At 73.9% G+C, this 23640-nt stretch carries 19 protein-coding genes; 6 read left to right on the forward strand and 13 right to left on the reverse strand.

Features of this window, described 5'->3' with window-relative positions; all coding sequences use genetic code 11:
* Window positions 1-86: 86 nt before the first annotated feature.
* A complete protein-coding gene (locus tag ACFY0X_RS26680; protein ID WP_387758182.1) occupies window positions 87-713 on the reverse strand; it encodes a DUF3592 domain-containing protein in 627 nt (208 codons plus the stop codon).
* A gap of 189 nt (window positions 714-902) precedes the next feature.
* Here ACFY0X_RS26680 and ACFY0X_RS26685 point away from each other — a divergent pair, with 189 nt between their 5' ends.
* On the forward strand, window positions 903-1856 hold the full coding sequence (locus ACFY0X_RS26685; protein ID WP_387758184.1) for an aldo/keto reductase: 954 nt from the start codon (window positions 903-905) through the stop codon (window positions 1854-1856).
* A gap of 10 nt (window positions 1857-1866) precedes the next feature.
* Here the strand turns inward: ACFY0X_RS26685 and ACFY0X_RS26690 are convergent, their stop codons facing one another.
* The 4 genes from ACFY0X_RS26690 to ACFY0X_RS26705 form a co-directional block, all read right to left on the reverse strand.
* Window positions 1867-2487 carry a GNAT family N-acetyltransferase gene (locus tag ACFY0X_RS26690; RefSeq protein WP_387758187.1) on the reverse strand — a complete coding sequence of 207 codons (621 nt, stop codon included), beginning with the start codon at window positions 2485-2487 and terminating at the stop codon, window positions 1867-1869.
* Between the two features lie 83 nt (window positions 2488-2570).
* Entirely contained in the window at window positions 2571-3254 is a 684-nt protein-coding gene (locus ACFY0X_RS26695) for a nitroreductase family protein (protein ID WP_387758189.1), read from the reverse strand.
* 68 nt (window positions 3255-3322) lie between these two features.
* Window positions 3323-4960, reverse strand: a complete 1638-nt coding sequence (locus ACFY0X_RS26700) for an ABC-F family ATP-binding cassette domain-containing protein (protein ID WP_387758191.1) — start codon at window positions 4958-4960, stop codon at window positions 3323-3325.
* A gap of 223 nt (window positions 4961-5183) precedes the next feature.
* On the reverse strand, window positions 5184-6410 hold the full coding sequence (locus ACFY0X_RS26705) for a trypsin-like serine peptidase (RefSeq protein ID WP_387758193.1): 1227 nt from the start codon (window positions 6408-6410) through the stop codon (window positions 5184-5186).
* 587 nt (window positions 6411-6997) lie between these two features.
* Here ACFY0X_RS26705 and ACFY0X_RS26710 point away from each other — a divergent pair.
* Window positions 6998-8611 carry an ABC-F family ATP-binding cassette domain-containing protein gene (locus ACFY0X_RS26710; RefSeq protein WP_387758194.1) on the forward strand — a complete coding sequence of 538 codons (1614 nt, stop codon included), beginning with the start codon at window positions 6998-7000 and terminating at the stop codon, window positions 8609-8611.
* Between the two features lie 42 nt (window positions 8612-8653).
* Here ACFY0X_RS26710 and ACFY0X_RS26715 read toward each other — a convergent pair whose 3' ends face one another.
* The 6 genes from ACFY0X_RS26715 to ACFY0X_RS26740 all read right to left on the reverse strand — a co-directional run bounded on the left by ACFY0X_RS26715 (window position 8654) and on the right by ACFY0X_RS26740 (window position 14986).
* Complete coding sequence (locus ACFY0X_RS26715; protein WP_387758195.1) at window positions 8654-10180, reverse strand: S41 family peptidase; 1527 nt, start codon at window positions 10178-10180, stop codon at window positions 8654-8656.
* Window positions 10181-10526: 346 nt separating this feature from the next.
* Window positions 10527-11180 carry a Pr6Pr family membrane protein gene (locus ACFY0X_RS26720; RefSeq protein WP_387758196.1) on the reverse strand — a complete coding sequence of 218 codons (654 nt, stop codon included), beginning with the start codon at window positions 11178-11180 and terminating at the stop codon, window positions 10527-10529.
* Between the two features lie 144 nt (window positions 11181-11324).
* Window positions 11325-12005, reverse strand: a complete 681-nt coding sequence (locus ACFY0X_RS26725; RefSeq protein WP_387758321.1) for a response regulator — start codon at window positions 12003-12005, stop codon at window positions 11325-11327.
* Between the two features lie 68 nt (window positions 12006-12073).
* Window positions 12074-13342, reverse strand: a complete 1269-nt coding sequence (locus ACFY0X_RS26730) for a sensor histidine kinase (protein ID WP_387758198.1) — start codon at window positions 13340-13342, stop codon at window positions 12074-12076.
* The gene (locus ACFY0X_RS26735; RefSeq protein WP_387758199.1) at window positions 13339-14316 is read right to left on the reverse strand and encodes a hypothetical protein; all 978 of its coding nucleotides are present in this window, start codon (window positions 14314-14316) and stop codon (window positions 13339-13341) included. The genes ACFY0X_RS26730 and ACFY0X_RS26735 overlap by 4 nt, the downstream gene beginning before the upstream one ends.
* An 82-nt stretch (window positions 14317-14398) precedes the next feature.
* Window positions 14399-14986 (reverse strand): GNAT family N-acetyltransferase, encoded by a 588-nt coding sequence (locus tag ACFY0X_RS26740; RefSeq protein WP_387758201.1) that lies wholly within the window; start codon window positions 14984-14986, stop codon window positions 14399-14401.
* A 321-nt stretch (window positions 14987-15307) separates the two neighbouring features.
* Between ACFY0X_RS26740 and ACFY0X_RS26745 the strand changes: the two genes are divergently transcribed.
* The 4 genes from ACFY0X_RS26745 (at window position 15308) to ACFY0X_RS26760 (ending at window position 21239) form a co-directional block, all read left to right on the forward strand.
* A complete protein-coding gene (locus ACFY0X_RS26745) occupies window positions 15308-16543 on the forward strand; it encodes a CaiB/BaiF CoA transferase family protein (protein WP_387758203.1) in 1236 nt (411 codons plus the stop codon).
* A 2-nt stretch (window positions 16544-16545) separates the two neighbouring features.
* A complete protein-coding gene (locus ACFY0X_RS26750) occupies window positions 16546-17688 on the forward strand; it encodes an acyl-CoA dehydrogenase family protein (RefSeq protein ID WP_387758205.1) in 1143 nt (380 codons plus the stop codon).
* A 132-nt stretch (window positions 17689-17820) separates the two neighbouring features.
* On the forward strand, window positions 17821-19035 hold the full coding sequence (locus ACFY0X_RS26755; RefSeq protein ID WP_380451908.1) for an acetyl-CoA C-acetyltransferase: 1215 nt from the start codon (window positions 17821-17823) through the stop codon (window positions 19033-19035).
* 26 nt (window positions 19036-19061) lie between these two features.
* Window positions 19062-21239 (forward strand): 3-hydroxyacyl-CoA dehydrogenase NAD-binding domain-containing protein, encoded by a 2178-nt coding sequence (locus tag ACFY0X_RS26760; RefSeq protein ID WP_387758207.1) that lies wholly within the window; start codon window positions 19062-19064, stop codon window positions 21237-21239.
* A gap of 154 nt (window positions 21240-21393) precedes the next feature.
* On the opposite strand, the gene ACFY0X_RS26765 is transcribed toward ACFY0X_RS26760, so the two are convergent.
* A complete protein-coding gene (locus ACFY0X_RS26765; protein WP_387758209.1) occupies window positions 21394-22233 on the reverse strand; it encodes a MerR family transcriptional regulator in 840 nt (279 codons plus the stop codon).
* A 193-nt stretch (window positions 22234-22426) separates the two neighbouring features.
* The gene (locus tag ACFY0X_RS26770) at window positions 22427-23467 is read right to left on the reverse strand and encodes an isopenicillin N synthase family dioxygenase (protein ID WP_387758211.1); all 1041 of its coding nucleotides are present in this window, start codon (window positions 23465-23467) and stop codon (window positions 22427-22429) included.
* Between the last annotated feature and the right edge of the window lie 173 nt (window positions 23468-23640).

Here is a 23640-nt window from a genome sequence, read left to right on the forward strand (position 1 = left end):
CCAGCTGTGCACGTCAAGCATTTCCGGGCCCGGACGCCCCAGCGGGGGCGGGTTCCGGGAAGGGACGAGGCGTCCCTGACGGTTCGTTACGGCATGTGGGGAAGCTTGAGGGTGGGGGCGACGTGCGGGCAGAACCGGAGGCCGGAGCCCGGCTCGTTGGTGCAGACGGTCGCCGGAGGGTACTCCCAATCGGCGGACGTGGACGTAGGCGTGGAGACCGGGGGCCGGGGGGACAGGGGGGTGCGCCGGGAGTCCTGGAAGGTGTTGTAGCCGCTGATGGCGAAGACCGTCCCACAGGCGACGACGAGCAGGCCGATCAGGACGTCCCCGGCGATCCGGGCCGCGATCCCGGCCCGGGCCCGGTCGACGACCACGGCCCGGTGCGGCCGGTCGGGCAGGTACCGCACCGTCACGCGGTCGCCCACGACGCGCGGCGCGCCGGAGGTGTCCTCCAGCCGGACCTCCGCGCCGTCCCGGGTGCGGAACCCGAGGATCACGTGCCGCTCCGTCCGGGTGCGCCGGCTGGACGGGTCCCGCTCCTGCGTCGTGTACGTCTCCAGGCAGCGGGCCTCGGCCGACAGCCCCTCGGCCAGGGTCCGGAGGTCCAGCCGGGCCCGCCGGATCCCGAGCACCGGCTTGACCACCCCCAGGCCGACGGCCAGCAGCCCGATGGCTCCGAACACGATGCCGACGGCAGTTCCGTCCTGGGACATGTCCCCCCGTGGATCGTTCCGTCGAACGTCTGATTCCTCGTCAGGAGGACGGTGATCACCGCCGTCCGGTTCCCCGGGCTGCTCCGCCGTGCGGGCCGGACGGAACGGGCTTGACCTTGAGTGCACTCCAAGGTGAATGCTGAGGGCGTTGATCGGCACCACCACGCGAAACACGATGGGAGCACTGCCATGCGCAACGCCTCGTTCGGTACCGGCGGACCCGAGATCGGCGTCATCGGTCTCGGCTGCATGGGCATGACCTGGGCCTACGACGTGCGGAACCGGGACGACGAGAACTCGGTCCGGGTGATCCGGCAGGCGCTGGACCTCGGCGTCGGCCTGATCGACACCGCCGACATGTACGGCCCCTACACCAACGAGGAGGTGGTCGGCGCCGCCCTGGCCGGCCCGTACCGGGAGCGCGCCTTCCTGGCCACCAAGGTGGGCATCGTGCCGGGCGGCGGGGGCCAGCAGGAGCGCAACGGCCGGCCCGAGCACGTGCGCCGCTCGATCGACGAGAGCCTGCGCCGGCTCGGCACCGACCACGTCGACCTCTACCAGCTGCACCGGGTCGACCCGGAGGTCCCGATCGAGGAGACCTGGGGCGCCTTCGCCGAGGTCGTCGCGGCGGGCAAGGCCCGGAGCATCGGGCTCTCCGAGGCGACGCTGGACGAGATCAGGCGGGCGCAGGCGGTGCACCCGGTGGCCTCGGTGCAGTCCGAGCTGTCGCTGTGGACCCGGGACGTGCTGGCCGAGGTGCTGCCGTACACCGAGGAGCAGGGCATCGCCTTCCTGCCGTTCTCGCCGCTCGGCCGGGGCTTCCTGACCGGCGGCATCACGTCCTTCGACGAGCTGCCCGCCGACGACTTCCGCCGCCGGCTGCCGCGCTTCCAGCAGGACGCGCTGAAGGCCAACCTGGAGCTGGTCGGGACGGTACGGGCGGTCGCCGAGCGGATCGGTGCCACTCCCGCGCAGGTCGCGCTGGCCTGGGTGCTGGCGCAGGGCCGGTACGTCTTCCCGATCCCGGGCACCCGGACGCCGCGCTACCTGGTGGACAACGTGGGCGCGGCCGGGATCGAGCTCTCGGCGGCGGACCTGGCGGAGCTGGACGCGCTGCCGGCCGCGACCGGCGAGCGCTACTGAGGGCCGGCGGTCAGGGCTCCCGGAGCTCCCGGCGCTCCATCACCCACACCAGCTGCCGCCCGGTCTCGCCCGGCGCCCGGACAGCCGCCTCGGCGACCCGGTCCAGCCGGTAGCCGAGCTTGCGCGGGATGGCCGCGCTGGCGCCGTTCGCCTGGTCGCAGTGGATCTCCACCCGGGTGATCCCGGGCAGCGCCAGCGCGGCCTCGGTCAGCGCCCCGGCCGCGGCGGTGGCGATGCCGCGGCCGACGTGCCGGGCGGCGACCCAGTAGCCGATCTCCAGCGCGCCCGGGCCGATCCGCCCGTGCAGGCCGAAGGCGCCGATCACGCCGCCGGGTTCGGCGTCCAGGCCGGCCAGGTACATGAAGTCGGTGCCGGCCTCCCAGGCGGCCGCGCCGGCCCGGGTCAGCTCGGCGGTCCGGGCCCGGGAGGGGGCCTCGGCCGCCCACTCCATCCAGGGCCGCAGGTGGTCCAGGTTGGCGCGGACGGCCCGGTTCAGCGCTTCCGCGTGGGTGCTGCGACGGCGCCGCAGCCAGAGGCCGCCGGGCAGCCGCAGCCGTTCCGGCGGCCGCCCGGCGGTCACCGCCACGGCCGGCGGCCCGGGACCGCAGGACCGCGGCCGTGCTTGGCTCATGACGGCGATTATGTCCTTGGCCGGGACCTGTCACCATTCGAGGTCCCCCCGGTGGCGGGCGCGCCCGGCCGCACCCCGGCGCGTCAGAGCCGGACCATCACCTCGTCGAGCTCCTTGCGCCGCAGATCCGGCACGCGCGCGCCCTCGGCCGGGTAGCCGACCGGGATCACGTACGCCGCGCGCTCCTCGGCCGGGCGGTCGCACACCTCGTTGAGGAACCTCATCGGGCTCGGGGTGTGGGTCAGCGTCGCCAGCCCGGCCTGGTGCAGGGTGGCCAGCAGCAGCCCGACCGCGATCCCCACCGACTCCTTGGTGTAGTACGGGCGCGGCGAGTCGGGGCCCTTGTGCACCTCGAACACCACGATCACGGCCGGCGCGTCCTCCAGGAACGGCTTGCGCCAGTCGGTGCCGATCGGGGCGAGCGCGGCCAGCCACTCCGCCGAGGCCCGGTGGCCGTAGAACTCGCGCTCCTCGGCCTCGGCCGCCTCGCGCAGCCGCCGCTTGCGCTCCGGGTCGGTGATCACCACGAACCGCCAGGGCTGGACGTGCGCGCCGCTGGGCGCGGTGCCCGCGGTCCGGACCGCCCACTCGAGCACCCCGTCCGGGATCGGGCGGGTGGAGTAGTCGCGGACGGTCCGGCGCTGGGCCATCACCTCGTGGAAGGTCCTGCTGCGGGCCTCGGCCTCGTGGGCGGGCACCGTCATGGGCGTGAGCGGGACGGTCGGGTGGGACGTCCCCGCCACGGCGCTGTCTGTGCTGTCAACCATGGCGGACAGCACAGCACATGACGGCCCCTCCGGGAAGAGGTAGAGACCAATCGCCGGTCAGCGGCGGCTCAGAGCTCGTGCACCCGCCCGTCCCGGACCTCGATCCGCCGGTTCACCGTCACCGTGTCCAGCATCCGTCGGTCGTGGGTGACCAGCAGCAGGGTGCCGGTGTACGAGGCGAGCGCGGACTCCAGCTGCTCGATCGCGGCCAGGTCCAGGTGGTTGGTCGGCTCGTCCAGCACCAGCAGGTTGACCCCGCGGGCCTGCAGCAGCGCCAGCGCGGCCCGGGTGCGCTCGCCGGGGGAGAGGGTGCCGGCCGGGCGCAGCACGTGCACCGCCTTGAGGCCGAACTTGGCCAGCAGGGTGCGCACCTCCTCCGGCGAGAGCTCCGGTACGGCGGCGGCGAAGGCGTCCGCCAGCGGCTCCCCGCCGAGGAACAGCCCGCGCGCCTGGTCCACCTCGCCGACCACCACGCCGGAGCCCAGCGAGGCGCTGCCGCCGGCCAGCTCCAGCCGGCCGAGCAGGGCGGCCAGCAGCGTGGACTTGCCGGCGCCGTTGGCGCCGGTGATGGCGACCCGGTCGGCCCAGTCGATCTGGAGGTCCACCGGGCCGAAGGCGAAGTCGCCGCGCCGGGCGCTCGCCCCGCGCAGGGTGGCGACCACCGAGCCGGAGCGCGGGGCGGTGGCGATCTCCATCCGCAGCTCCCACTCCTTGCGCGGCTCCTCGACCACCTCCAGCCGCTCGATCATCCGCTGGGTCTGCCGGGCCTTGGAGGCCTGCTTCTCGGTGGACTCGGCGCGCGTCGCACGCCCGATCTTGTCGTTGTCGGAGGACTTGCGACGGGCGTTGCGCACCCCGTGCTCCATCCAGCCGCGCTGCATCCGCGCCCGGGCCTCCAGCCCGGCCTTGGTGTCGGCGTACTCGTCGTACTCCTCGCGGGCGTGCCGACGGGCCACCGCCCGCTCCTCCAGGTACGCCTCGTAGCCGCCGCCGTACAGGTTGACCTGCTGCTGGTGCAGGTCCAGCTCCAGCACCTTGGTCACGGTGCGGGCCAGGAACTCGCGGTCGTGGCTGATCAGCACGGTGCCCGCGCGCAGGCCCTTGACGAAGGACTCCAGCCGCTCCAGGCCGTCCAGGTCGAGGTCGTTGGTGGGTTCGTCCAGCAGGAAGACGTCGTAGCGGGAGAGCAGCAGCGAGGCGAGGCCGGCCCGGGCGGCCTGGCCGCCGGACAGGGCGGTCATCGGCAGGTCCAGCGAGACCTTCAGCCCGAGCGAGTCGGCGACCTCCTCGGCGCGCTCCTCCAGGTCGGCGCCGCCGAGGTCCAGCCAGCGGTCCAGGCTCGCCGCGTACGCGTCGTCGGCGCCCGGCCGGCCCTCGACCAGGCCCTCGGTGGCCTCGTCCAGGGCGGCCTGGGCGGCCGCCACGCCGGTGCGGCGGGCGAGGAAGTCGCGCACCGACTCGCCCTCGCGCCGCTCCGGCTCCTGCGGCAGGTGGCCGACGTTGGCGCCGGCCGGGCTCAGCCGCAGCGAGCCGCCCTCGGGGGTGTCCAGGCCGGCCAGCAGCCGCAGCAGGGTCGACTTGCCGGCGCCGTTCACGCCGACCAGGCCGATCACGTCGCCGGGGGCGATGACCAGGTCCAGGCCGGAGAAGAGGGTGCGTTCGCCGTGGCCGGCGCTGAGGTCCTTGACTACGAGTGTCGCGCTCATGATGGGGCCGATTGTAGGAGGAGCGGCCCGGGCGGCGGAAAAACGGCGGGACGGGCGCCGGGGGAACTGGCGGCGGCTGGGCGGGGGAACCCGGCGGGCGGGCGCGGAAACGCCGGGGGCCGCGGCTGGCTCAGCCGCGGCCCCCGGACCACCTGATCACGGGACTACCGGGTCACGGGACTACCGGGTCAGAGGACCACCGGATCACCTGGTCACCGGTGGATCACTTGGCCTTCTTCGAGAAGTAGTCGAACATGTGCTGGGCCACGTCCTCCAGGTACGGACCGGCCTCGTAGGTGTTCGCGCCGTTGCCGATGGAGGTGTCGCTGACCAGGGCCGGCTTGCCGTCCTTGGTCGCGAACCAGCCGCCGCCGCTGCTGCCGCCGGTCATGTTGCAGCCGATCAGCAGCATCGCCGGGCGGCTCGGGTCGCCGGTCTTCTTGGACGGCTTGCCGCCGTCGCAGTGCTCCAGCTCCACGCCGTCGAAGGGCTTGCCCTCCGGGAAACCGTAGTTGCTGACGGCGCCGACCTGGTCACGCGGGGCGTTGAACCAGAGCGGGACGGAGCCGCCGACGGTCTCCTCCAGCGACTTGCCGCCCGGGGTGGGGTTGGCGACCTTGATGATGCCGAAGTCGTACTGGCTCCACGGGCCGCCCTTCTCGGGGTCGGCCTCGGCGGTCCACTGCGGCGAGACCATGCCGGAGGTGGCGGTCCACTCGCCGTACGGCTCGGCGTCCTCCAGCTTGGCCTGCTTGTTGCCGTTGCTCAGCACGCCGTTGCTGTTGAAGGCCGGGGCGAAGGTGATGTCGGTGTAGTACTTGTTGCCCTTGCCGCCGTGCAGGCAGTGGCTGGCGGTCCACACCAAGTTGCTCTTGCCCGGGTTGGCCGGGTCGGAGACGACGGTGCCGGAGCACACGTAGTCCTCGTTGCCGTCCTTGAAGAAGATCTTGCCGTTGACGTGCATGTTCTTCGGGAACGGGTGCGCCACGGGCTTGGCCGGGACCATGGCGGGCAGCTGGTCCGCGCCGCCGCCGGGCTGGGCCGCGGTGGGCTGGGCGGTCGGCTGGGCCGGGGCGGGCGCGCTGGTGGCCGGAGCGGCGCCGGTGGGCTGCGCGGGCGGCTGGGTCGCGTCCGGGGCGGGCGCCGGCAGCGGCTTCGGCTTGGCCTCCAGCAGCTTCTGCAGGGTCCAGTAGCCCTTGACCGCCGGGGTGATGACGTTCGCCTGGGCCCACTTGTCCCAGTCCTCGAGCTTCCAGGTCTTCAGCTCCTCGAGCGTCGGAAGCTTGATCGGGGCCGCGCCCGGCTTGCCGGGGACGCTGGCCGCGACGCTGGGAGCCGCGGTCGCGGCCGGGTCGGCGTTGTCGGGGCCGCACGCGGTGGCGACCACCATGGTCAGCGCGACGACGGAGGCGCCCAGGACGGCGCGGCCCGGCCGGGATATCGGTGACATGAGTTCAAATCCCCCTGTTGACTACCGCCATGCGGCCCGTTCCCCGGGTGCGGCCCCACTCGGCCGCAGGCATGGCAGGTGAGGAGTCTGCCATGAGGCCGCGGAACTCCCGACATCCGCCCCTGACCGGGACGGGGCCGTCACCGGACCGGGACGAAGCTGTCACCGGTTCGGCACGGGATCGGCACCGGGCCCCCGTCGCGCCGGGTTTCGCGGTGCCGGGCGCACCGGGCGGAGCCGACGAAGCGGGCGGAGCGGGCAGAGGGGGCGGAGCGGCGGCCGGGCAGGCCCGGCGGGCCGGGGACGGTAAATCGGTTGCGGGTGGCGCAGCGGCTGCCTAGCGTGGTCCGGGTCATCAGCCAGACAAGGAGAAGGCCGTTGCTCTACTGAGGTCCCGGGACACCGCCCCCGCCGCGCAGGCCCTGCTGCCATTGCGCGGTGCGCGAGTGTGCGACCTCAGTCACGGCCCGTGGCGCTCCTCTGCGTGACGCCATCCTTCATCTCCTCCCGGCCGTCCCCGGTTCCGCACCCGCGGTGTCTCCCCGTGTTGCTCACCACCCCTTCGGCAACCACCCCGGGAGGCCTGTATGGCACACCAACCCACCACCACCGCCGTCCTCTGCACCGAGCTCTCGTTCGAGTGGCCCGACGGCAAGCCCGTCCTGGACGGCTTCCACCTCGCCGTCGGCCCCGGCCGCACCGGCCTCATCGGGCTCAACGGCGCGGGCAAGTCCACCCTGATGCGGCTGATCGCGGGCGAACTCACCCCGACCGGCGGCGCCGTCCGGATCGACGGCGAACTCGGCTACCTGCCGCAGGGCCTGACGCTCGACACCACCCTGCGGGTGGACGAGGCGCTCGGCATCCGTGCCACCCGCGAGGCCCTGCACGCCATCGAGTCCGGCGACACCGACCAGCGCCACTTCGACGCGATCGGCGACGACTGGGACGTCGAGGAGCGCGCCCGCGCCACCCTCGACCGGCTCGGCCTGCGCCGCCTCGGCCTCGACCGCACCACCGGCGAACTCTCCGGCGGCGAGGCGGTGCTGCTGCGGCTGGCCGCCCTGCTGATGGCCCGTCCCGACGTCCTGCTGCTCGACGAGCCCACCAACAACCTCGACCGGGCCGCCCGCGAGCGGCTCTACGAGACGGTGGCCGGCTGGAACGGCGTGATGCTGATCGTCAGCCACGACCGCGAACTGCTCCGGCACGTCGACCAGATAGCCGACCTGAGGGACGGCGAAGTCACCTGGTACGGCGGCAACTTCGCGGAGTACGAACGCACCCTCGCGGCCCAGCAGGAGACGGCCGAGCGGGTGCTGCGCAACGCCGAGGCCGACGTCCAGCGCCAGAAACGGGACTTGGCCGAGGCCCGGATCCGGCTGGACCGCAGCGCCGCGTACGGCAAGAAGCGCTCGGTCACCCGCAACGACCCGCACATCTTCGCCGGGATGCTCAAGCGCAAGGGCCAGGAGACGGCCGGCCGGCTCCAGGGCATGCACACCGAGCGCCTGGAGGAGGCCAGGGCGCGGGTCAGCGCGGCCGAGGAGGCCGTCCGGGACGACGCCGAGATCCGGATCGACCTGCCGCGCACCGCCGTCCCGGCCGGGCGCACCGTGCTCACCCTGGACAAGGTCCGGCTGCCCTACGGCACCACCGCCGACCTCGACCTGCGCGGGCCCGAGCGGATCGCCCTGGTCGGCCGCAACGGCGCGGGCAAGACCACCCTGCTGCGCACCATCGCGGGCGAACTCGCGCCGTTGGCGGGGGAGGTGATCACCCCGGTGCCGCTGCGGCACCTCCCGCAGCGGCTCGACCTGCTGGACGACGAGCGCTCCGTCGTGGAGAACGTCAAGCTGTTCGCCCCCGCCGCCGGGGACAACGCGGTCCGCGCCCGGCTGGCCCGCTTCCTGTTCCGCGGTGCCCGGGCCGACCAGCCCGCCGCCACCCTCTCCGGCGGCGAGCGGTTCCGCGCGACGCTGGCCGCCCTGCTGCTGGCCGACCCGTCGCCGCAGCTGCTGCTGCTCGACGAGCCGACCAACAACCTGGACCTCGCCAGCGTCCGCCAGCTCACCCAGGCGCTGGCCGCGTACCGGGGCGCGCTGATCGTGGCCAGCCACGACGTGGCGTTCCTGCGCGGCCTGGGGCTCACCCGGTGGCTGGAACTGGACGGCGAACTGCGGGCGGTGGAGCCGATGTAGCGCCTCCTACCGCTGCCGGGCCCGGTGTTCCCGCCGGCCCTGTCAGTCCTGCCGGTCCCGCGCACCCTGGTCGGCCTGCGTGCCCCGGACGTCCTGCGCGTCCTCGGCGCCCTGGTCGCCCCGGGCGTGCTGCGCGTCCTCGGTGAGCATCCGGCGGGCCGTGCTCAGGGCCGAGTCCCTGAGTGCGGCCAGCTCGTCGGGGGTGAACACCGGGGTGCGGACGTCCGGCGGGATGCCCGGGCCGTCGTAGGTGGTGCCGTTCCGGGTCAGGTACTTCTCGTTCGGCAGGATGGCCAGGAAGTCCGGCGAGAGCGTCTTGACCATGATGTCGGAGAAGACGCCCTGGGTGTTCTCGCCGACCCGGAGCACCCGCGGGGAGCGGCCGGTCATGGCCTGGGTGAAGGTCTCCGCCGCACTGGTGGAGATCGAGGAGGTGAGCACCGCCACCGGCCCGGTGAAGCGCCCGCCCGCCGAGGGCCTCACGGTGATCGGCTGGGGCCGGGTGAACTTCGTCGGGTCGGCCGGGTCGTTGCGCGCCACCTTCCGGTAGGCGACGTAGGGGCGGTCGGTGAGCCGGGCGGCGATGTGCAGCGCGAGCGCGTCCGAGCCGCCGCCGTTCAGCCGGACGTCGACGACCAGGCCGACGGGCCGGTCCGGGCCGGCCAGCACGGTGTCCAGCGCCCGGTCCAGCTCGTCGACCTGGCTCCGGAAGTCGCCGTCGGTGTAGTCGTTGAAGCTGCTCACCCGGAGGTAGCCGAGGCCGTCGGGGAGCCGGCCGGTGCCGAGCCGACCGCCGGCGAACTCCTGCTCCGGGCCGGTGAGCTGGGCGGCCGCGGCCTGTCGGGCCCGCGCGGCCAGTTCCTCGGTCCGCACCGTGGACCCGGGCCGCTGCCCGCTGAACACGTCCTCGGCCTGCCCGGCGACCACCCGGGCCAGCCCGGTGTGGGCGTCCCCGAGCGGGCGGAGCATGTCCACGAGGACGGCCTGCAGCTGGTCGGTGGTCGTCGTCGGCGTGATCGTGCGCCGCTTCTCGTCCCGGACGGCGTGCCAGTCGACGCCCTTGGCCGCGAAGAACGGGTAGTTCTCCTCGAAGTTCTCCCAGAACCGGTCGAAGACCGCGAGCGGATCGTTCGGTGCCGGCTTGGCGCACAGCGCCGGCAGGGCTGCCAGTCGGGTGAGCGTCTTGCTGCCGACCCCGCCCTCCTCGCGCTCGACGGCCCGGTTCCGGCCCTTGGGGGTGATCGTCAGGGCCAGGTCGTCCACGGCGTAGCGGGTGGTGCCGTCCGGGTCGGGGGCCGTGGTCTGCGTCCCCTTGATCCATCCGGGCACGCAGCTGTGCGCCGTCACGTCGTAGGTGGTGAGCCTGTTCCCGGAGACCGTGATCAGCAGACCGTAGCCCTCCGTCCGCCAGACCCCCTCCAGCGGGTTCGACCGCACTCCCTGGAGGGCGGTCGCGCCCTGGGGCGAGGTCGCCCCCTGGGCGGCGGCCGCCCCTGGTGCCGCCACCCCCACGGCCGTCGCGAGCGCCACCGCCGCGGCCGCGGCGCTGCCCGTGCTCCTGCGTTTCATCTCCGGCCTCCGCCGAACCCCGGTCTCCCCCGCGGAACCCCTCCGCCACCGCTCCCCGCCGACGCTACGACGGCCCAGCGGCCCGGTCGTCATCCCACGCGTCGCACCCGCTTCCTCCTCCGGGCCCATCCGGCATCCTCCTCAGGGCCCATCCGGAGGCGGCGGAACGGTCCCGGGCGGTCTCGACGGCGGCCGGTCCGGGCACGGGTGGGAATCCGCCGTCTGTGGCGGTGCTGGTGGAGCCGGCGCGCGACGTGGCGGAGGCCCGGGCGGACGTGTACGCGGCGGCCGACCGGATCCGCGCCTGGCGGATCTGCGGCCGGCCGACGCGCAGGGTCCGCCGGGGTCAGGAGGCCTGCGGCGTCGGCCGCAGCCTGCCCGCGATCCGCGTCCCGAGCCGGTCCAGCCCGACGACGAGCGCGGCGAGCACCACGAACTCGACGGTCAGCAGGGCGATCTGGCCCCAGACGTAGCCGTAGCCCTTGGTGGTCGGGTCGAAGAAGAAGTAGGGGTAGGGCAGCGGGTAGTCGTCGAACAGCGCGTTGCGGGTGAGCACGATCGCCGCGTAGCCGAGCGGGAAGGCCAGCCAGAGCGGGATGTCCTTCCAGGCGGCGGCGTTGCGCGGCCTGAGCACCAGCCAGTCGACGATCACCATCACCGGCGTCACGTAGTGCAGGAAGAACGACGACCAGTGCGCCAGCTTGTCCGGCCCGCTGACCAGGCCGGGCAGCGGGTTGGCGCCGTGTTCGAGCAGGACGTGCGAGACCAGGCCGGTGATCAGGATGTACAGCGTGGCGGCGCCGCGCAGCCGGGGCGCGGGCGCGTCCACGGTGTCGCGCTTGAGCATCCAGTAGACCGCGCCGACGAAGTAGCCGAACACGATCACGTTGCTCTGCACGGTGAAGTAGACCAGCGGCGCGGTTCCGAGGATCAGGCCGAGGCCCGCCGAGAGCACGATGCCCATGCGCCACCAGAGCGCGGGTCGGGTCCGGACTGTCATGCGGCCACCAGTTCGTTCCAGGCGATACGGGAGGTATCGGACGTTGCAGGGGGAAAGCCGCACTCTACTCGCTGGTTGCGATCGGATGGAATCCGCGTTCGACGCTCCCGGCGCCGGTGGGCCGGGGAGGGTGCTGGGCGGGCGTCAGCCGGGCAGTACGAACCCCGACTCGTACGCCGCGATGACCGCCTGGGTGCGGTCCCGTGCGCCCAGCTTGGCCAGCACGCTGCCGACGTGCGTCTTCACCGTCTCCTGGCTCACCACCAGCCGGCGCGCGATCTCCCCGTTGTTGAGCCCGGTGGCCATCAGCCGCAGCACCTGCCCCTCCCGCTCGGTCAGCCGGCCGATCGGCCCGCGGTCCGCCGACTCCGCCTCCCGCCGCCGGTCCGCGCCGTGGCGCAGCGCGAGGTCGCGGACGGCCGCCGGGAACAGCAGCGAGTCCCCGCGGGCGACCAGCCGTACCGCCTGCACCATCTCCTCGGCCCGGGCCCGCTTCAGCAGGAACCCGGCGGCGCCCGCGCGCAGCGCGTCGTACACGTGGTCGTCGTGCTCGAAGGTGGTGACCACCAGGATGCGCGGCGGCGTGGCCATCCCGTTGACCAACTGCTCGGTGGCCCGGATGCCGTCAATGCCGGGCATCCGGACGTCCATCAGCACCACGTCCGGGCGCAGTTCCCGCACCAGCGGGACGACCTCGGCGCCGTCGGCGGCATCGCCGACCACGGTGAGGTCGGGTTCGCTGTCGATCACCACCCGCAGGCCCAGGCGGACCAGCCGCTCGTCGTCCGCGATCACCACCCGGATGGCCTCGGTGTTCCGGTTCACGTCCCGGTCCACGTCCTGAGTCGCGCTCTGGCTCACGTCCTGGTCCACGCTCTGGTCCACACCCTGCTTCACGTCGTCCCCTCCGCCGGCAGCCAGACGGCCAGCCGCCATGTCGTTCCGTCCTCGTCCGGCCCCGCCGTGCTGCCGCCGTGCAGGGCCGCCGCCCGCTCCCCGATCCCGCGCAGTCCGCGCCCGCCGCCGGGGCGGCTCGGCCGGGCCGGGCCGAGCGGGTTGGTCAGTTCGATCTCCAGCCGGCCGTCGGCCAGCCCGACCCGCAGGCCGGCGGGGGCGCGCCCGGCGTGGCGCAGCACATTGGTCAGGCCCTCCTGCACGATCCGGTACGCCTCGCGGGAGACCGCCTCGGGCAGGCCGGCCAGTCCGGGTGCCAGCTCGGCGTCCACCGCCACCCCGGCGCGGCCGAGCTGGCGCAGCAGGTCGTCCAGCCCGGCGAGGGTGGGCCCGGCCGGCTCGGCGGCCTCCGGATCCTCCTCGCGCAACAGTCCGAGCACGGTGTCCAGTTCGGCGACGGCGGCCCGGGCGGTCTCCTCGATCGCCGCGAGCGCCTCGGCGGCGAAGTCCGGGTTGCTGCGCAGTACCCGGGCGGCGGCCGAGGCCTGGATGCCGACGGCGCTGAGCGCGTGCCCGACCGAGTCGTGCAGCTCGCGGGCCAGCCGGTTGCGCTGGGCGAGCACAGTCGCCCGGCGCTCGGCGGCGGCCACCCGCTCCTCCGGGGTCGGGCCGAGCAGGGCGGGTGCCCAGCGGGCGAGCAGCGCGCCGCAGGCGGCGTTGGTGCCGACGATCAGCAGGAGCACGCCGAGGCCGAGGGCGGGGCCGGTGGTCAGCCAGTCGGGGAAGTGCCGCTGCCAGGTGCGGACGAACTCCTCCGTCCCCGGGAAGCCGAGGAGCAGCACCACCGCGAAGGGGGTGCCGGCCAGCGTCATCCCGGCGACCACCCCGCCGAACAGGACGTGCAGCACGTACCAGAGCGCGGTGCGCCACCGGGCCGCCCAGGAGCGGGCCGGGCCGGTGGCCAGTTCCTCCGGCCGGGCCACCGAGCACAGCGCCCGGGCGGCCGCGCCCTCCAGGCCCCGCACCATCGGCACCAGCGCGGTGACGGCGGCCATCGGCAGCGAGGTGAGCAGCGACAGGACGTACAGGAGCAGTTGGCGGGCGGGCGACTGGTCGGGGTTGAGCGCCCCGAACAGCACCACCGACAGCATCCAGTACGGCATCAGCAGCGCGCCGCCCAGCACCAGGTGCACCCAGCGCAGCCGGGCCCGCCGCCCGACCGTCGCCCCCGCCGTACGCCGCAATCGGCCGCCCACCCCCGTGATCACCCGCGCGACTCTACGGCAGCGGCGCGCCGCTGGGCGCCCCGTTCGGTGAGCGCGATCGCCCCGACGGCCAGCACCAGCACGGCGGCCACCACCTGGGCGGCCTGCACCAGGGGCAGCAGCCCGGGCACGGCCATCCGCAGCTCGGTCACCCGGGTCGTCGACACCCCGAAGGCCACCAGCTGCCAGCTGCCCCAGCCGAACAGCGAGCCGGCCGCCGTCCAGACCACCACCAGCGGCCCGAGCAGCCGGCGCCCCGGACGGATCCGGAAGACGAGGCCCAGCAGTGCCGCGGTCGCGGCGACCGCCATCGCCGCGGTCACCCCGTCCATCACCACCACGCCCCGGCTGCGCTCCTCCGCCATGCTCTGCGGCAGCCCGGCGGTGCCGCCGAGCGCCCAGTAGACCCGGCCCGCCGCGACGCCCGCGGCGAGCAGCGCGGCGACGCAGGCGAGGGTGCGCTGCACGGTCAGGGTGGGGGAGTCGGGCAGGTCGCCGATCCGCTCCCGCAGCAGCCCGGCCCAGCGCCGGCGGGCGTACAACGCGAAGGCGGTGATCAGGGCGAGGCCCTGGACGGCGAAGCCGCCGTACACGACGAGGAAGACCCAGTCGCCGACGCCCTTGTCGTCCGGGTCGCCGCGCTCGGGGCCGAGCACCAGGAGGCTCAGCAGGTACAGCGGCAGCGCGACCAGGATCGTGCCGAGCAGTCCGGTCGCCACCCACATCGGGAACGCCACCAGTCCGGCCGGGGCCCGCCGCCCCCACGGCCGGGCGAACGCCAGCGCCAGGGCCACGGCGATCGCGTCCATGCCGAAGGTCAGCAGGTTCACCAGCCACAGCCGGTCCATCTCGCCGGCGTCGTCCGATCCCACCGGATGCCCGGTCAGCCAGAGCAGCTTCAGGGTCAGGTACGGCCCGGTCGCCGCCACCGCCGTCCAGGCCGCCCCGGCCCGCACCGTGTGCTCGTTGATCCTCATGCCCCCACGGTCCCGCCGGGCCGCGCCCCGGGTCCTCCGCCCGGGGCGCGATCCCGCTCCCCCTGGCGGGGGATCTCCGGGCTCAGGCCATCCGGTGGATCAGCCGGTCCTCCTCGTCGGTTCGGCCGTTCGGATCGGCGACCAGGCCGAGCCGTCGGGCGAGGCGGCGGGAGGGCAGGTTGTCGGCGTGGATCAGGGCGATCACCGGGATGCCGGGGTGGCGCGGCAGAGCCTCGGCCATCGCGGCCCGGGCCGCCTCGGCCGCGTACCCCCGCCCCCAGGCGGACGGCCGGAACCGGTAGTAGAGGTTGAACACCCGTTCCCCGTCCAGCGTGTGCAGGAACAGCCCGGCGAACCCGATGACCGTCTCCGGGTCCTCCCGGGTGGCGACGGTGCAGTACCCCACGCCGTCCCGCACCCAGTCGGCGACGAACCCGTCCAGCATCTCCCGGCTCGCCGCCCGGTCCCGCTGCGGCCCGTACGGGTTGTACCGGTTGGTCTCCGGGTCGCCGTGGATCGCGAACACCGCCTCGACGTCCCCCTCCTGCGGCCGCGTGAGCACCAGCCGTTCGGAGACGGCGACGATCGTGCGGGCGGTGGGGATGGTGGGGTCGGTCCGGTCTGTGAGGTCGGCCTGGCCGGTCCGGTCGGTCCGGTCGGTGGTGGTCATGGTGCTTCCCCCGTCTTCGTAATGGCTGCACCGCAGGATAGGCCGTTACCGGGCCAGTCGTCCGGTTGATTTCCGGGGCCTGCCCGGGGCCTGCCAGGAAGGTGCGGAGCCGACGCCGGAGTCGGCTCGGGATCGGTGGGCGCGGCCGGGCGCGGAGGTCTTGTTACTGACCGGTCGCTTGCCTATCATCCCGAGTGTTACAGCTTTACTGTCAAACCCCGAAGGGTTCTGCGGCCAGTGCGTGACACAAGCAGTGCACCGGGCCCGGGCGGTCCGGGTGCCCCGGCGGGTGGCCCGGGGGCCGGCGGCCCGCTGGCGGGCGTGCGGGTGGTGGAGCTCGCCGGGATCGGGCCGGGGCCGTTCGCGGCGATGCTGCTGGGGGACCTCGGGGCGGACGTGGTGCGGGTGGACCGGCCGGACCCCTCGCCGCTCGGCACCGACCCGGCGTACGACCTCAGCAACCGCAACAAGCGCTCGGTGCTCATCGACCTGAAGTCCCCCGAGGGCCCCGGACGGGTGCTGGACCTGGTCGAGCGGGCCGACCTGCTGATCGAGGGCTACCGGCCGGGCGTCGCGGAGCGGCTCGGGGTCGGGCCCGCCGAGTGCCTCGCGCGCAACCCCGCGCTGGTGTACGGGCGGATGACCGGCTGGGGGCAGTACGGACCCCGGGCGGCGACCGCCGGGCACGACCTCGGGTACGCGGCGGTCGCCGGGGTGCTCGGGATGGTGGCGGCGCCGGGCGGGGCCGAGGCACCGCCCGGCATCCCGGCCAACCTGCTGGGCGACTACGCGGGCGGCTCGCTCTACCTGGTCGTCGGCCTGCTCGCCGGACTGCACCACGCCCGCGCCACCGGTGCCGGCCAGGTGGTCGACGCCGCGATCGTGGACGGCGCGGCACACCTCGGCAGCATGCTGTGGGGCCTGCTCGCGGCCGGCCACTGGCAGGACCGCCGGGGCGTCAACCTGCTCGACGGCGGCGCGCCGTTCTACGCGGTCTACCGGGCGGCCGACGGCGGCCACCTGGCCGTCGGCGCGCTGGAGCCGCGCTTCTACGCGGAGTTCGCCCGGCTGCTGGGGCTGGGCCCGGACGCGCCCGGCCAGTACGACCTGGCCCGCTGGCCCGAACTGCGCGCCCTGATCGCCGCCCGCTTCGAAACCCGGACCAGGGCCGAGTGGGAGGCCGTCTTCGCGGGCTCCGACGCCTGTGTGGAACCGGTGCTGACGATGCGTCAGGCAGCCGTCGACGACCACCTGTCGGCGCGCGGGACGTACGTCGAGGCGGACGGCGTCACCCAGCCCGCCCCCGCTCCGCGCTTCTCCGCCACCCCGGGTGCCCTGCGCCGCCCGCCGGCCCGCCCGGGCGCGGACACCGCCGAGGTGGCCCGGGACTGGGGCGTCCCGTCCCTCGACCCCTCCTCCGGTCCCTCCCTCGACCCTTCGGCCGACTCTTCGGCCGGCCCTTCGGCCGCCGACGCTGCGGCCGACCCCTCGGCGAATGCCTCGGCCAAGGCCTCGGCCGAGACTTCGGCCAACGTTCCGGCAGAGCAAGGAGAGTAGCGGTGCAGCGCGAGATCTTCACCGAGCAGCACGACGACTTCCGGGCCACCGTGCGGTCCTTCCTGGCCAGGGAGGTGCTGCCGCACTACGACCGCTGGGAGAAGGCCGGCATCGTCGACCGCTCCGCCTGGCTCGCGGCCGGCCGTCAGGGCCTGCTCGGCCTCGCCGTTCCCGAGGAGTACGGGGGCGGCGGCACCCCCGACTTCCGCTACGCCGCCGTGCTGGCCGAGGAGTTCGCCCGGGCCGGCGCCTCCGGCCTGGCGATCGGCCTGCACAACGACATCATCGGCCCCTACCTCACCTCGCTCGCCACCGAGGAGCAGAAGCGCCGCTGGCTGCCCGGCTTCTGCTCGGGCGAGCTGATCACCGCGATCGCGATGACCGAGCCCGGCACCGGCTCCGACCTCCAGGGCATCCGTACCCAGGCGGTCGACCAGGGAGACCACTTCCTGCTCAACGGCGCCAAGACCTTCATCTCCAACGGCATCCTCGCCGACCTGGTGATCGTGGTCGCCCGCACCACCCCGGAGGGCGGCGCGCACGGGCTGAGCCTGCTGGCCGTCGAGCGCGGCACGCCCGGCTTCGAGCGCGGCCGCAACCTCGACAAGATCGGCCAGAAGGCCCAGGACACCGCCGAGCTGTTCTTCGAGGACGTCCGGGTGCCGAAGGAGAACCTGATCGGCGAGCTCGACGGCGGCTTCGTCCACCTGATGCAGAACCTCGCCCAGGAGCGGCTCACCATCGCCGCCGCGGCGATCGCCGGTGCCGAGTACCTGGTCGAGATCACCACCGACTACGTCAAGCAGCGCGAGGCCTTCGGTCGCCCGCTCGCCAAGCTCCAGCACGTGCGCTTCGAGATCGCCGAACTGGCCACCGAGTGCGCCGTCACCCGCGCGTTCGTGGACCGCTGCATCACCGAGCACAACCGCTGGGCGCTCACCCCGGCGGACGCCTCGATGGCCAAGTGGTGGGCCACCGAACTGCAGAAGCGCACCGCCGACCGCTGCCTCCAACTGCACGGCGGGTACGGCTACATGAGCGAGTTCCCGGTCGCCCGGGCGTTCACCGACGGCCGCATCCAGACCATCTACGGCGGCACCACCGAGATCATGAAGGAGATCGTCGGCCGGTCCGTCCTCGGCTGAGCGGACCCCGTTCCCGCCGCTGTCCGTACGTTCCCCGTTCCGGATTCCCGCCCGTCCCCGGCTTCCCGCCCCTGGAGCTCCCCGCCCCGCGGGCCTCCCGCCCCCGAAAACCCGCTGAAAGGCGTTCCCACCGTGACCACCGAAGCGTACGTCTACGACGCGATCCGCACCCCGCGCGGCCGGGGCAAGGCCTCCGGCTCGCTGCACGGCACCAAGCCGATCGACCTGGTCGTCGGACTGATCCACGAACTGCGCAACCGCTTCCCCGGGCTGGACCCGGCCGCGATCGACGACATCGTGCTCGGCGTGGTCAGCCCGGTCGGCGACCAGGGCTCCGACATCGCCCGGATCGCCGCCATCGCGGCCGGCCTGCCCGACACCGTCGCCGGCGTCCAGGAGAACCGCTTCTGCGCCTCCGGCCTGGAAGCCGTCAACCTGGCCGCCGCCAAGGTCCGTTCCGGCTGGGAGGACCTGGTCCTGGCCGGCGGCGTGGAGTCGATGTCCCGGGTGAAGATGGCCTCCGACGGCGGCGCCTGGTTCGCCGACCCGATGACCGCGTACGAGACCAACTTCGCCCCGCAGGGCATCGGCGCCGACCTCATCGCCACCATCGAGGGCCTCTCCCGCACCGACGTGGACGCCTTCGCCGCCGAGTCCCAGGCCCGCGCGGCCAAGGCCCAGGCGGACGGCCTGTTCGACCGCTCGGTCGTCCCGGTGCGCGACCGCAACGGCCTGGTCGTGCTGGAGCGCGACGAGTTCATCCGCCCCGGCACCACCGTCGAGACCCTGGCCGGCCTCAAGCCGTCCTTCGCCGCCATCGGCGAGGCCGGCGGCTTCGACGCCGTCGCCCTGCAGAAGTACCACTGGGTCGAGGCCATCGACCACGTCCACCACGCGGGCAACTCCTCCGGCATCGTGGACGGCGCCGCCCTCGTCGCCATCGGCAACCGCGAGGTCGGCGAGCGGTACGGGCTGCGCCCGCGCGCCCGGATCGTCTCCGCCGCCGTCTCCGGCTCCGAGCCGACCATCATGCTCACCGGCCCCGCCCCGGCCACCCACAAGGCGCTCGCCAAGGCCGGGCTCACCGCCGCCGACATCGACCTGGTCGAGATCAACGAGGCCTTCGCCGCGGTCGCGCTCCGCTTCATCCGCGAACTCGGCTTCCGCCACGACCAGGTGAACGTCAACGGCGGCGCGATCGCGCTCGGCCACCCGCTCGGCGCCACCGGCGCGATGCTGCTCGGCACCGTGATCGACGAACTGGAGCGGCGCGACCTGCGCTACGGCCTGATCACCCTCTGCGTGGGCGGCGGCATGGGCATCGCCACCATCGTCGAGCGCATCTGACCCCCCTCCCAGACCTGGAGCACCTGATGAGCGACACCACCACCATCCGCTGGGAGCAGGACCAGGACGGCGTGGTCACCCTCGTCCTCGACGACCCCGCCCAGTCCGTCAACACCATGAACGAGGCCTTCACCGCCGACTTCGAGACCGTCGTCGGGCGGCTGGCCGAACTCGCCTCCGCCGACGCGCTGCGCGGCGTGGTGATCACCTCCGGCAAGAACACCTTCTTCGCCGGGGGAGACCTGCGGATGCTCTCCGCCGCCCGCCCGCAGGACGCCGGGGCCGTCTTCGAGAAGTCGATGCGGATCAAGCGCGCGATGCGCACGCTGGAGACCCTCGGCAAGCCCGTCGTCGCCGCCGTCAACGGCAGCGCGCTCGGCGGCGGCCTGGAGATCGCCCTCGCCTGCCACCACCGGATCGCGCTGGACACCCCGGCCAGCCGGATCGGCCTGCCCGAGGTCACCCTCGGCCTGCTGCCGGGCGGCGGCGGAGTGGTCCGTACGGTCCGGCTGTTCGGCATCACCGACGCCCTGCTGAAGTTCCTCCTCCAGGGCCGCCAGTACCGTCCGGCGCAGGCGCTGGAGCACGGCCTGGTGCACGAACTGGTCGACACCCCCGAGGAACTGGCCGCCCGGGCGCGCGCCTGGATCGAGGCCAACCCGACCGCCGTCCAGCCCTGGGACGTCAAGGGGTACAAGATCCCCGGCGGCACCCCGGCCACTCCGGCCTTCGCCGCCAACCTGCCCGCCTTCCCGGCCAACCTGCGCAAGCAGCTGAACGGCGCGCCCTACCCGGCGCCGCGCAACGTCCTGGCCGCCGCCGTGGAGAGCGCCCAGGTGGACGTCGACACCGCGATGACCGTCGAGGCCCGCTACTTCACCGAGCTGGCCTGCGGGCAGACCAGCAAGAACATGATCCAGGCCCTGTTCTTCGACATGCAGGCGGTCAACTCCGGTGCCGGGCGCCCGAAGGACGTCGAGAAGCGGCTGGTCCGCAAGGTCGCGGTGCTCGGCGCCGGGATGATGGGCGCGGGCATCGCCTACACCTGCGCCAAGGCCGGCATCGAGGTCGTGCTCAAGGACGTCAGCGTCGAGGCCGCCGAGCGCGGCAAGGCCTACTCCGAGGGGCTGCTGGACAAGGCCGTCGCGCGCGGGCGCTCCACCGAGGCCGAGCGCGACGAGCTGCTCGCCCGGATCACCCCCACCGGCGACACCGCCGACCTGGCCGGCTGCGACGCGGTGATCGAGGCCGTCTTCGAGAACACCGAGCTCAAGCACAAGGTGTTCCAGGAGATCGAGGGCGTGGTCGACCCCGACGCGCTGCTCTGCTCCAACACCTCCACCCTGCCGATCGGCCTGCTCGCGGAGGGCGTCGAGCGCCAGGCCGACTTCATCGGGCTGCACTTCTTCTCGCCGGTCGACAAGATGCGCCTGGTCGAGATCATCCGCGGCCCGCGGACCGGGGACGGCGCCCTCGCCCGCGCCTTCGACCTGGTCCGGCAGATCGGGCGCACCCCGATCGTGGTCAACGACTCCCGCGGCTTCTTCACCTCGCGGGTGATCGGCCAGTTCCTCAACGAGGGCGTCGCCATGGTCGGCGAGGGCGTCCACCCGGCCAGCATCGAGCAGGCCGCCGCCCAGGCCGGCTACCCCGCCAAGGTGCTCTCCCTGATGGACGAGCTCACCCTCACCCTGCCGCGCAAGATCCGCGACGAGTACCGGCGCTCGGTGGAGGCCGTCGGCGGCACCTGGACGCCGCATCCGGCCGACGCGGTGGTCGACCGGATGGTCGACGAGTTCGGCCGCCCGGGACGCAGCGGCGGCGCGGGCTTCTACGAGTACGGCGAGGACGGCAAGCGCGGGCGGCTCTGGCCGGGGCTGCTGGAGCACTTCGGCGGCTCGCCCGCCGACGTCCCGTTCGAGGACCTCAAGGAGCGGATGCTGTTCAGCGAGGCGCTGGACTCGGTGCGCTGCCTGGAGGAGGGCGTGCTGACCTCGGTCGCCGACGCCAACGTCGGCTCGATCCTCGGCATCGGCTTCCCGGCCTGGACGGGCGGCGTGTTCCAGTACATCAACGGGTACGAGGGCGGCCCGGCCGGCTTCGTGGCCCGCGCCCGCGAACTCGCCGCCGCGTACGGCGAGCGGTTCGCGCCGCCGGCGCTGCTGGAGCGGGTCGCGGCGGAGGGGCGGACGTTCACGGACTGAGCTTCTCGGGCCGAGGCTCTCGGACGGGGGTTCTTGGGCTGGGGTTCTCGGGCTGCGGCTCTCGGGCTGACCGGCGGGGCGGTCCTTGCCCCGGTGAGGCCGTGCGGTGCACGGCCTCACCGGGTTCCTGCTCCTGTCGTGGCTGCTATTGGGCCTACTCCTGCTCCTGCTCCTGTTCGTGCTGGTGCTCGTGCTGGTGCTCCTGGCGCAACTCCTCGCCCAGCTCCTCCCGCAGGTACCGCTGGAAGGCCGTGACCAGTGCCTGCGCCACCATCGGCTGGATGTGGTCGGTCAGCGCCCGCATCCGGGCCAGCTCCGCCGGCTCGGGCTCGCTCTCCCGGTACGGCTTCCACACCGTCTCGCGGAACAGCCGCTGCAGCTCCCGCGCCGTCGCCCGGCTGTGCTCCACCACCACCGCCCGGGCCGCCAGCAGCGTCTCCAGCGGGATCGGCACGTCCAGGATCCGCACGCCCAGCGGCAGCAGGCCGGGATCCACCCGGAACACCTCCGGATCGTCCGTCCGCTCCAGCGCCCCCATGGCGGCGAGCCGCTCGACCTGCTCCTCCGTCAGCCCCCGACCGGCCCGGCGCTCCAGCTGCGCCCTGGTGGCCTCCTCCGGGGTCTCCGGCGTCCAGGACGCCACCAGCGCCCGGTGGATCGCCAGGTCCAGCGGGGAGCTGTCCTCCGGCAGCCGCGCCAGGTACCGCTCGATCGCGGCCAGCGTGAGCCCCTGCCGCTGCAGTTCCTCGATCAGCTCCAGCCGGTCCAGGTGCGCCGCCCCGTACAGCCCCACCCGCCGCGGCCCCAGCTCGGGCGGCGGCAGCAGGCCCTTCGTCCCGTAGAACCGCACCGTGCGCACCGTCACCCCGGCCCGCGCCGCCAGCTCGTCCACCGTCAGCCGCGGCCCGGCTCCGGCCCTGGTACCGGCTCTGGCCCCGGTTCCGGTCCTGGTCCCGGTGGTGGCCCCGGTTCCGGCGCCGCCGTGCTCCCCCATTTGCCGCCTCCCGCGCTGGCACACTCCTGCTGTGACAGCAGCAGTGTGACAGTGCGCTCCGTGGCGGTCCACCGACGCGGAGGGAGGTGCGTGCGGGGACGGGGCGCCCGGCCGGGTACGCCGACGCCCCTGCCGTCCGCCGGGGATCCGGTCCGGCTTCGGGCAGGGGCGTCGGGACGGTGCGCGTTTCGGGTCAGGCGAGGGCGGGGTGGTGGCGGCGGGTGACCTCGGGGTGGGCCCTGGTGTAGCCCTTCCACTCGTTGAGGCCGAAGTCGGCGAAGAGCGGGTTGTCCGGGTCCTCGGTGGCTCCGGGGGCGTGGTGGGCGAGCGGGAAGTCCAGCGGCTCGATGTGGGCGTCGAGGCGGGGGTTGTAGAAGAACGGCACCGAGAAGCGCTCGCGGGCGCCGGGCGGGCTGACCACCCGGTGGCTGGTGGCCTTGAGGTAGCCGTCCGTGGCCACCTCCAGCAGCTCGCCGAGGTTGACGACGAAGGCGCCGTCGAGCGGCGGGACGTCCAGGAAGGTGCCGTCCGCGCGCTCGACCTGCAGGCCGCCGACGGTGTCCTGCAGCAGCAGGGTGATGAAGCCGTAGTCCTTGTGGGCGCCGACGCCCTGGCCGGCGCCGTCCGGGGCGGTGCCGGGGTAGCGGACCAGCTTCAGACGCAGGTGGGGGTGGCCCGCGAAGGCCTCGTCGTAGAAGTCGGGGCGGGCACCGATCGCGGCGAGGAGTTCGTGCAGCAGACGGCGGGCGACGTCGCCGAGGTGGTCGATCCAGCCGAGCGCGGCGGTGCGCAGCTCGGGCAGCGCCGCGGGCCACTGGTTGGGCCCCTCCAGCCACCAGTACGGGGGCTCGCCGGTGCCGGGGACGTGCGGGGGCAGCTCGGCGCCGATGTCCAGCTGGTCGCGCCAGTCCTGGCTGCCGCCGGTGCGCTCGTCTCCGGTGCGGGTGTAGCCCCGGTAGTGGGGGGAGTTGAGGTTGCTCACGGCGAGCCGGTCGGCCTCGGGGAGCGTGAAGAAGGCACGCATGGCCCGGGTGAGGGCGGCGGTCTCCTCCGGGGTCACGCCGTGGCCGACGAGCTGGAAGAAGCCGACGCCGGTGGCCGCGGAGCGGAGCTCGTCGTGCAGCCGGCGGCGGTCCTCCGGGCTGCCGTCGGCGAGCGAGAGGTCGATCACCGGGAGGGCGTCGGGGACGGATCCGGCACCGGTTTCGGATATGGGGGTGTACTGCTGCGTCATGTGTGACATCCGCTGGGTCTCGTCCCGGCTGGTCCCGGTGGTCGACCGGGGACGGCCGGAGCAACGCCTGGTGCGGCGGGTGCTCGGGAGCCGGGAGGTGGTGGCGACCGGGCAGGGGTCGCCGTTGAGGGTGGTGGCGCGAGGTTCAGCCGGAGCGTCGACAGGACATGGTC

Origin of the sequence: Kitasatospora sp. NPDC001547, assembly GCF_042894165.1 — a bacterium.
In the GTDB taxonomy this organism is placed as follows: Bacteria; Actinomycetota; Actinomycetes; order Streptomycetales; family Streptomycetaceae; genus Kitasatospora.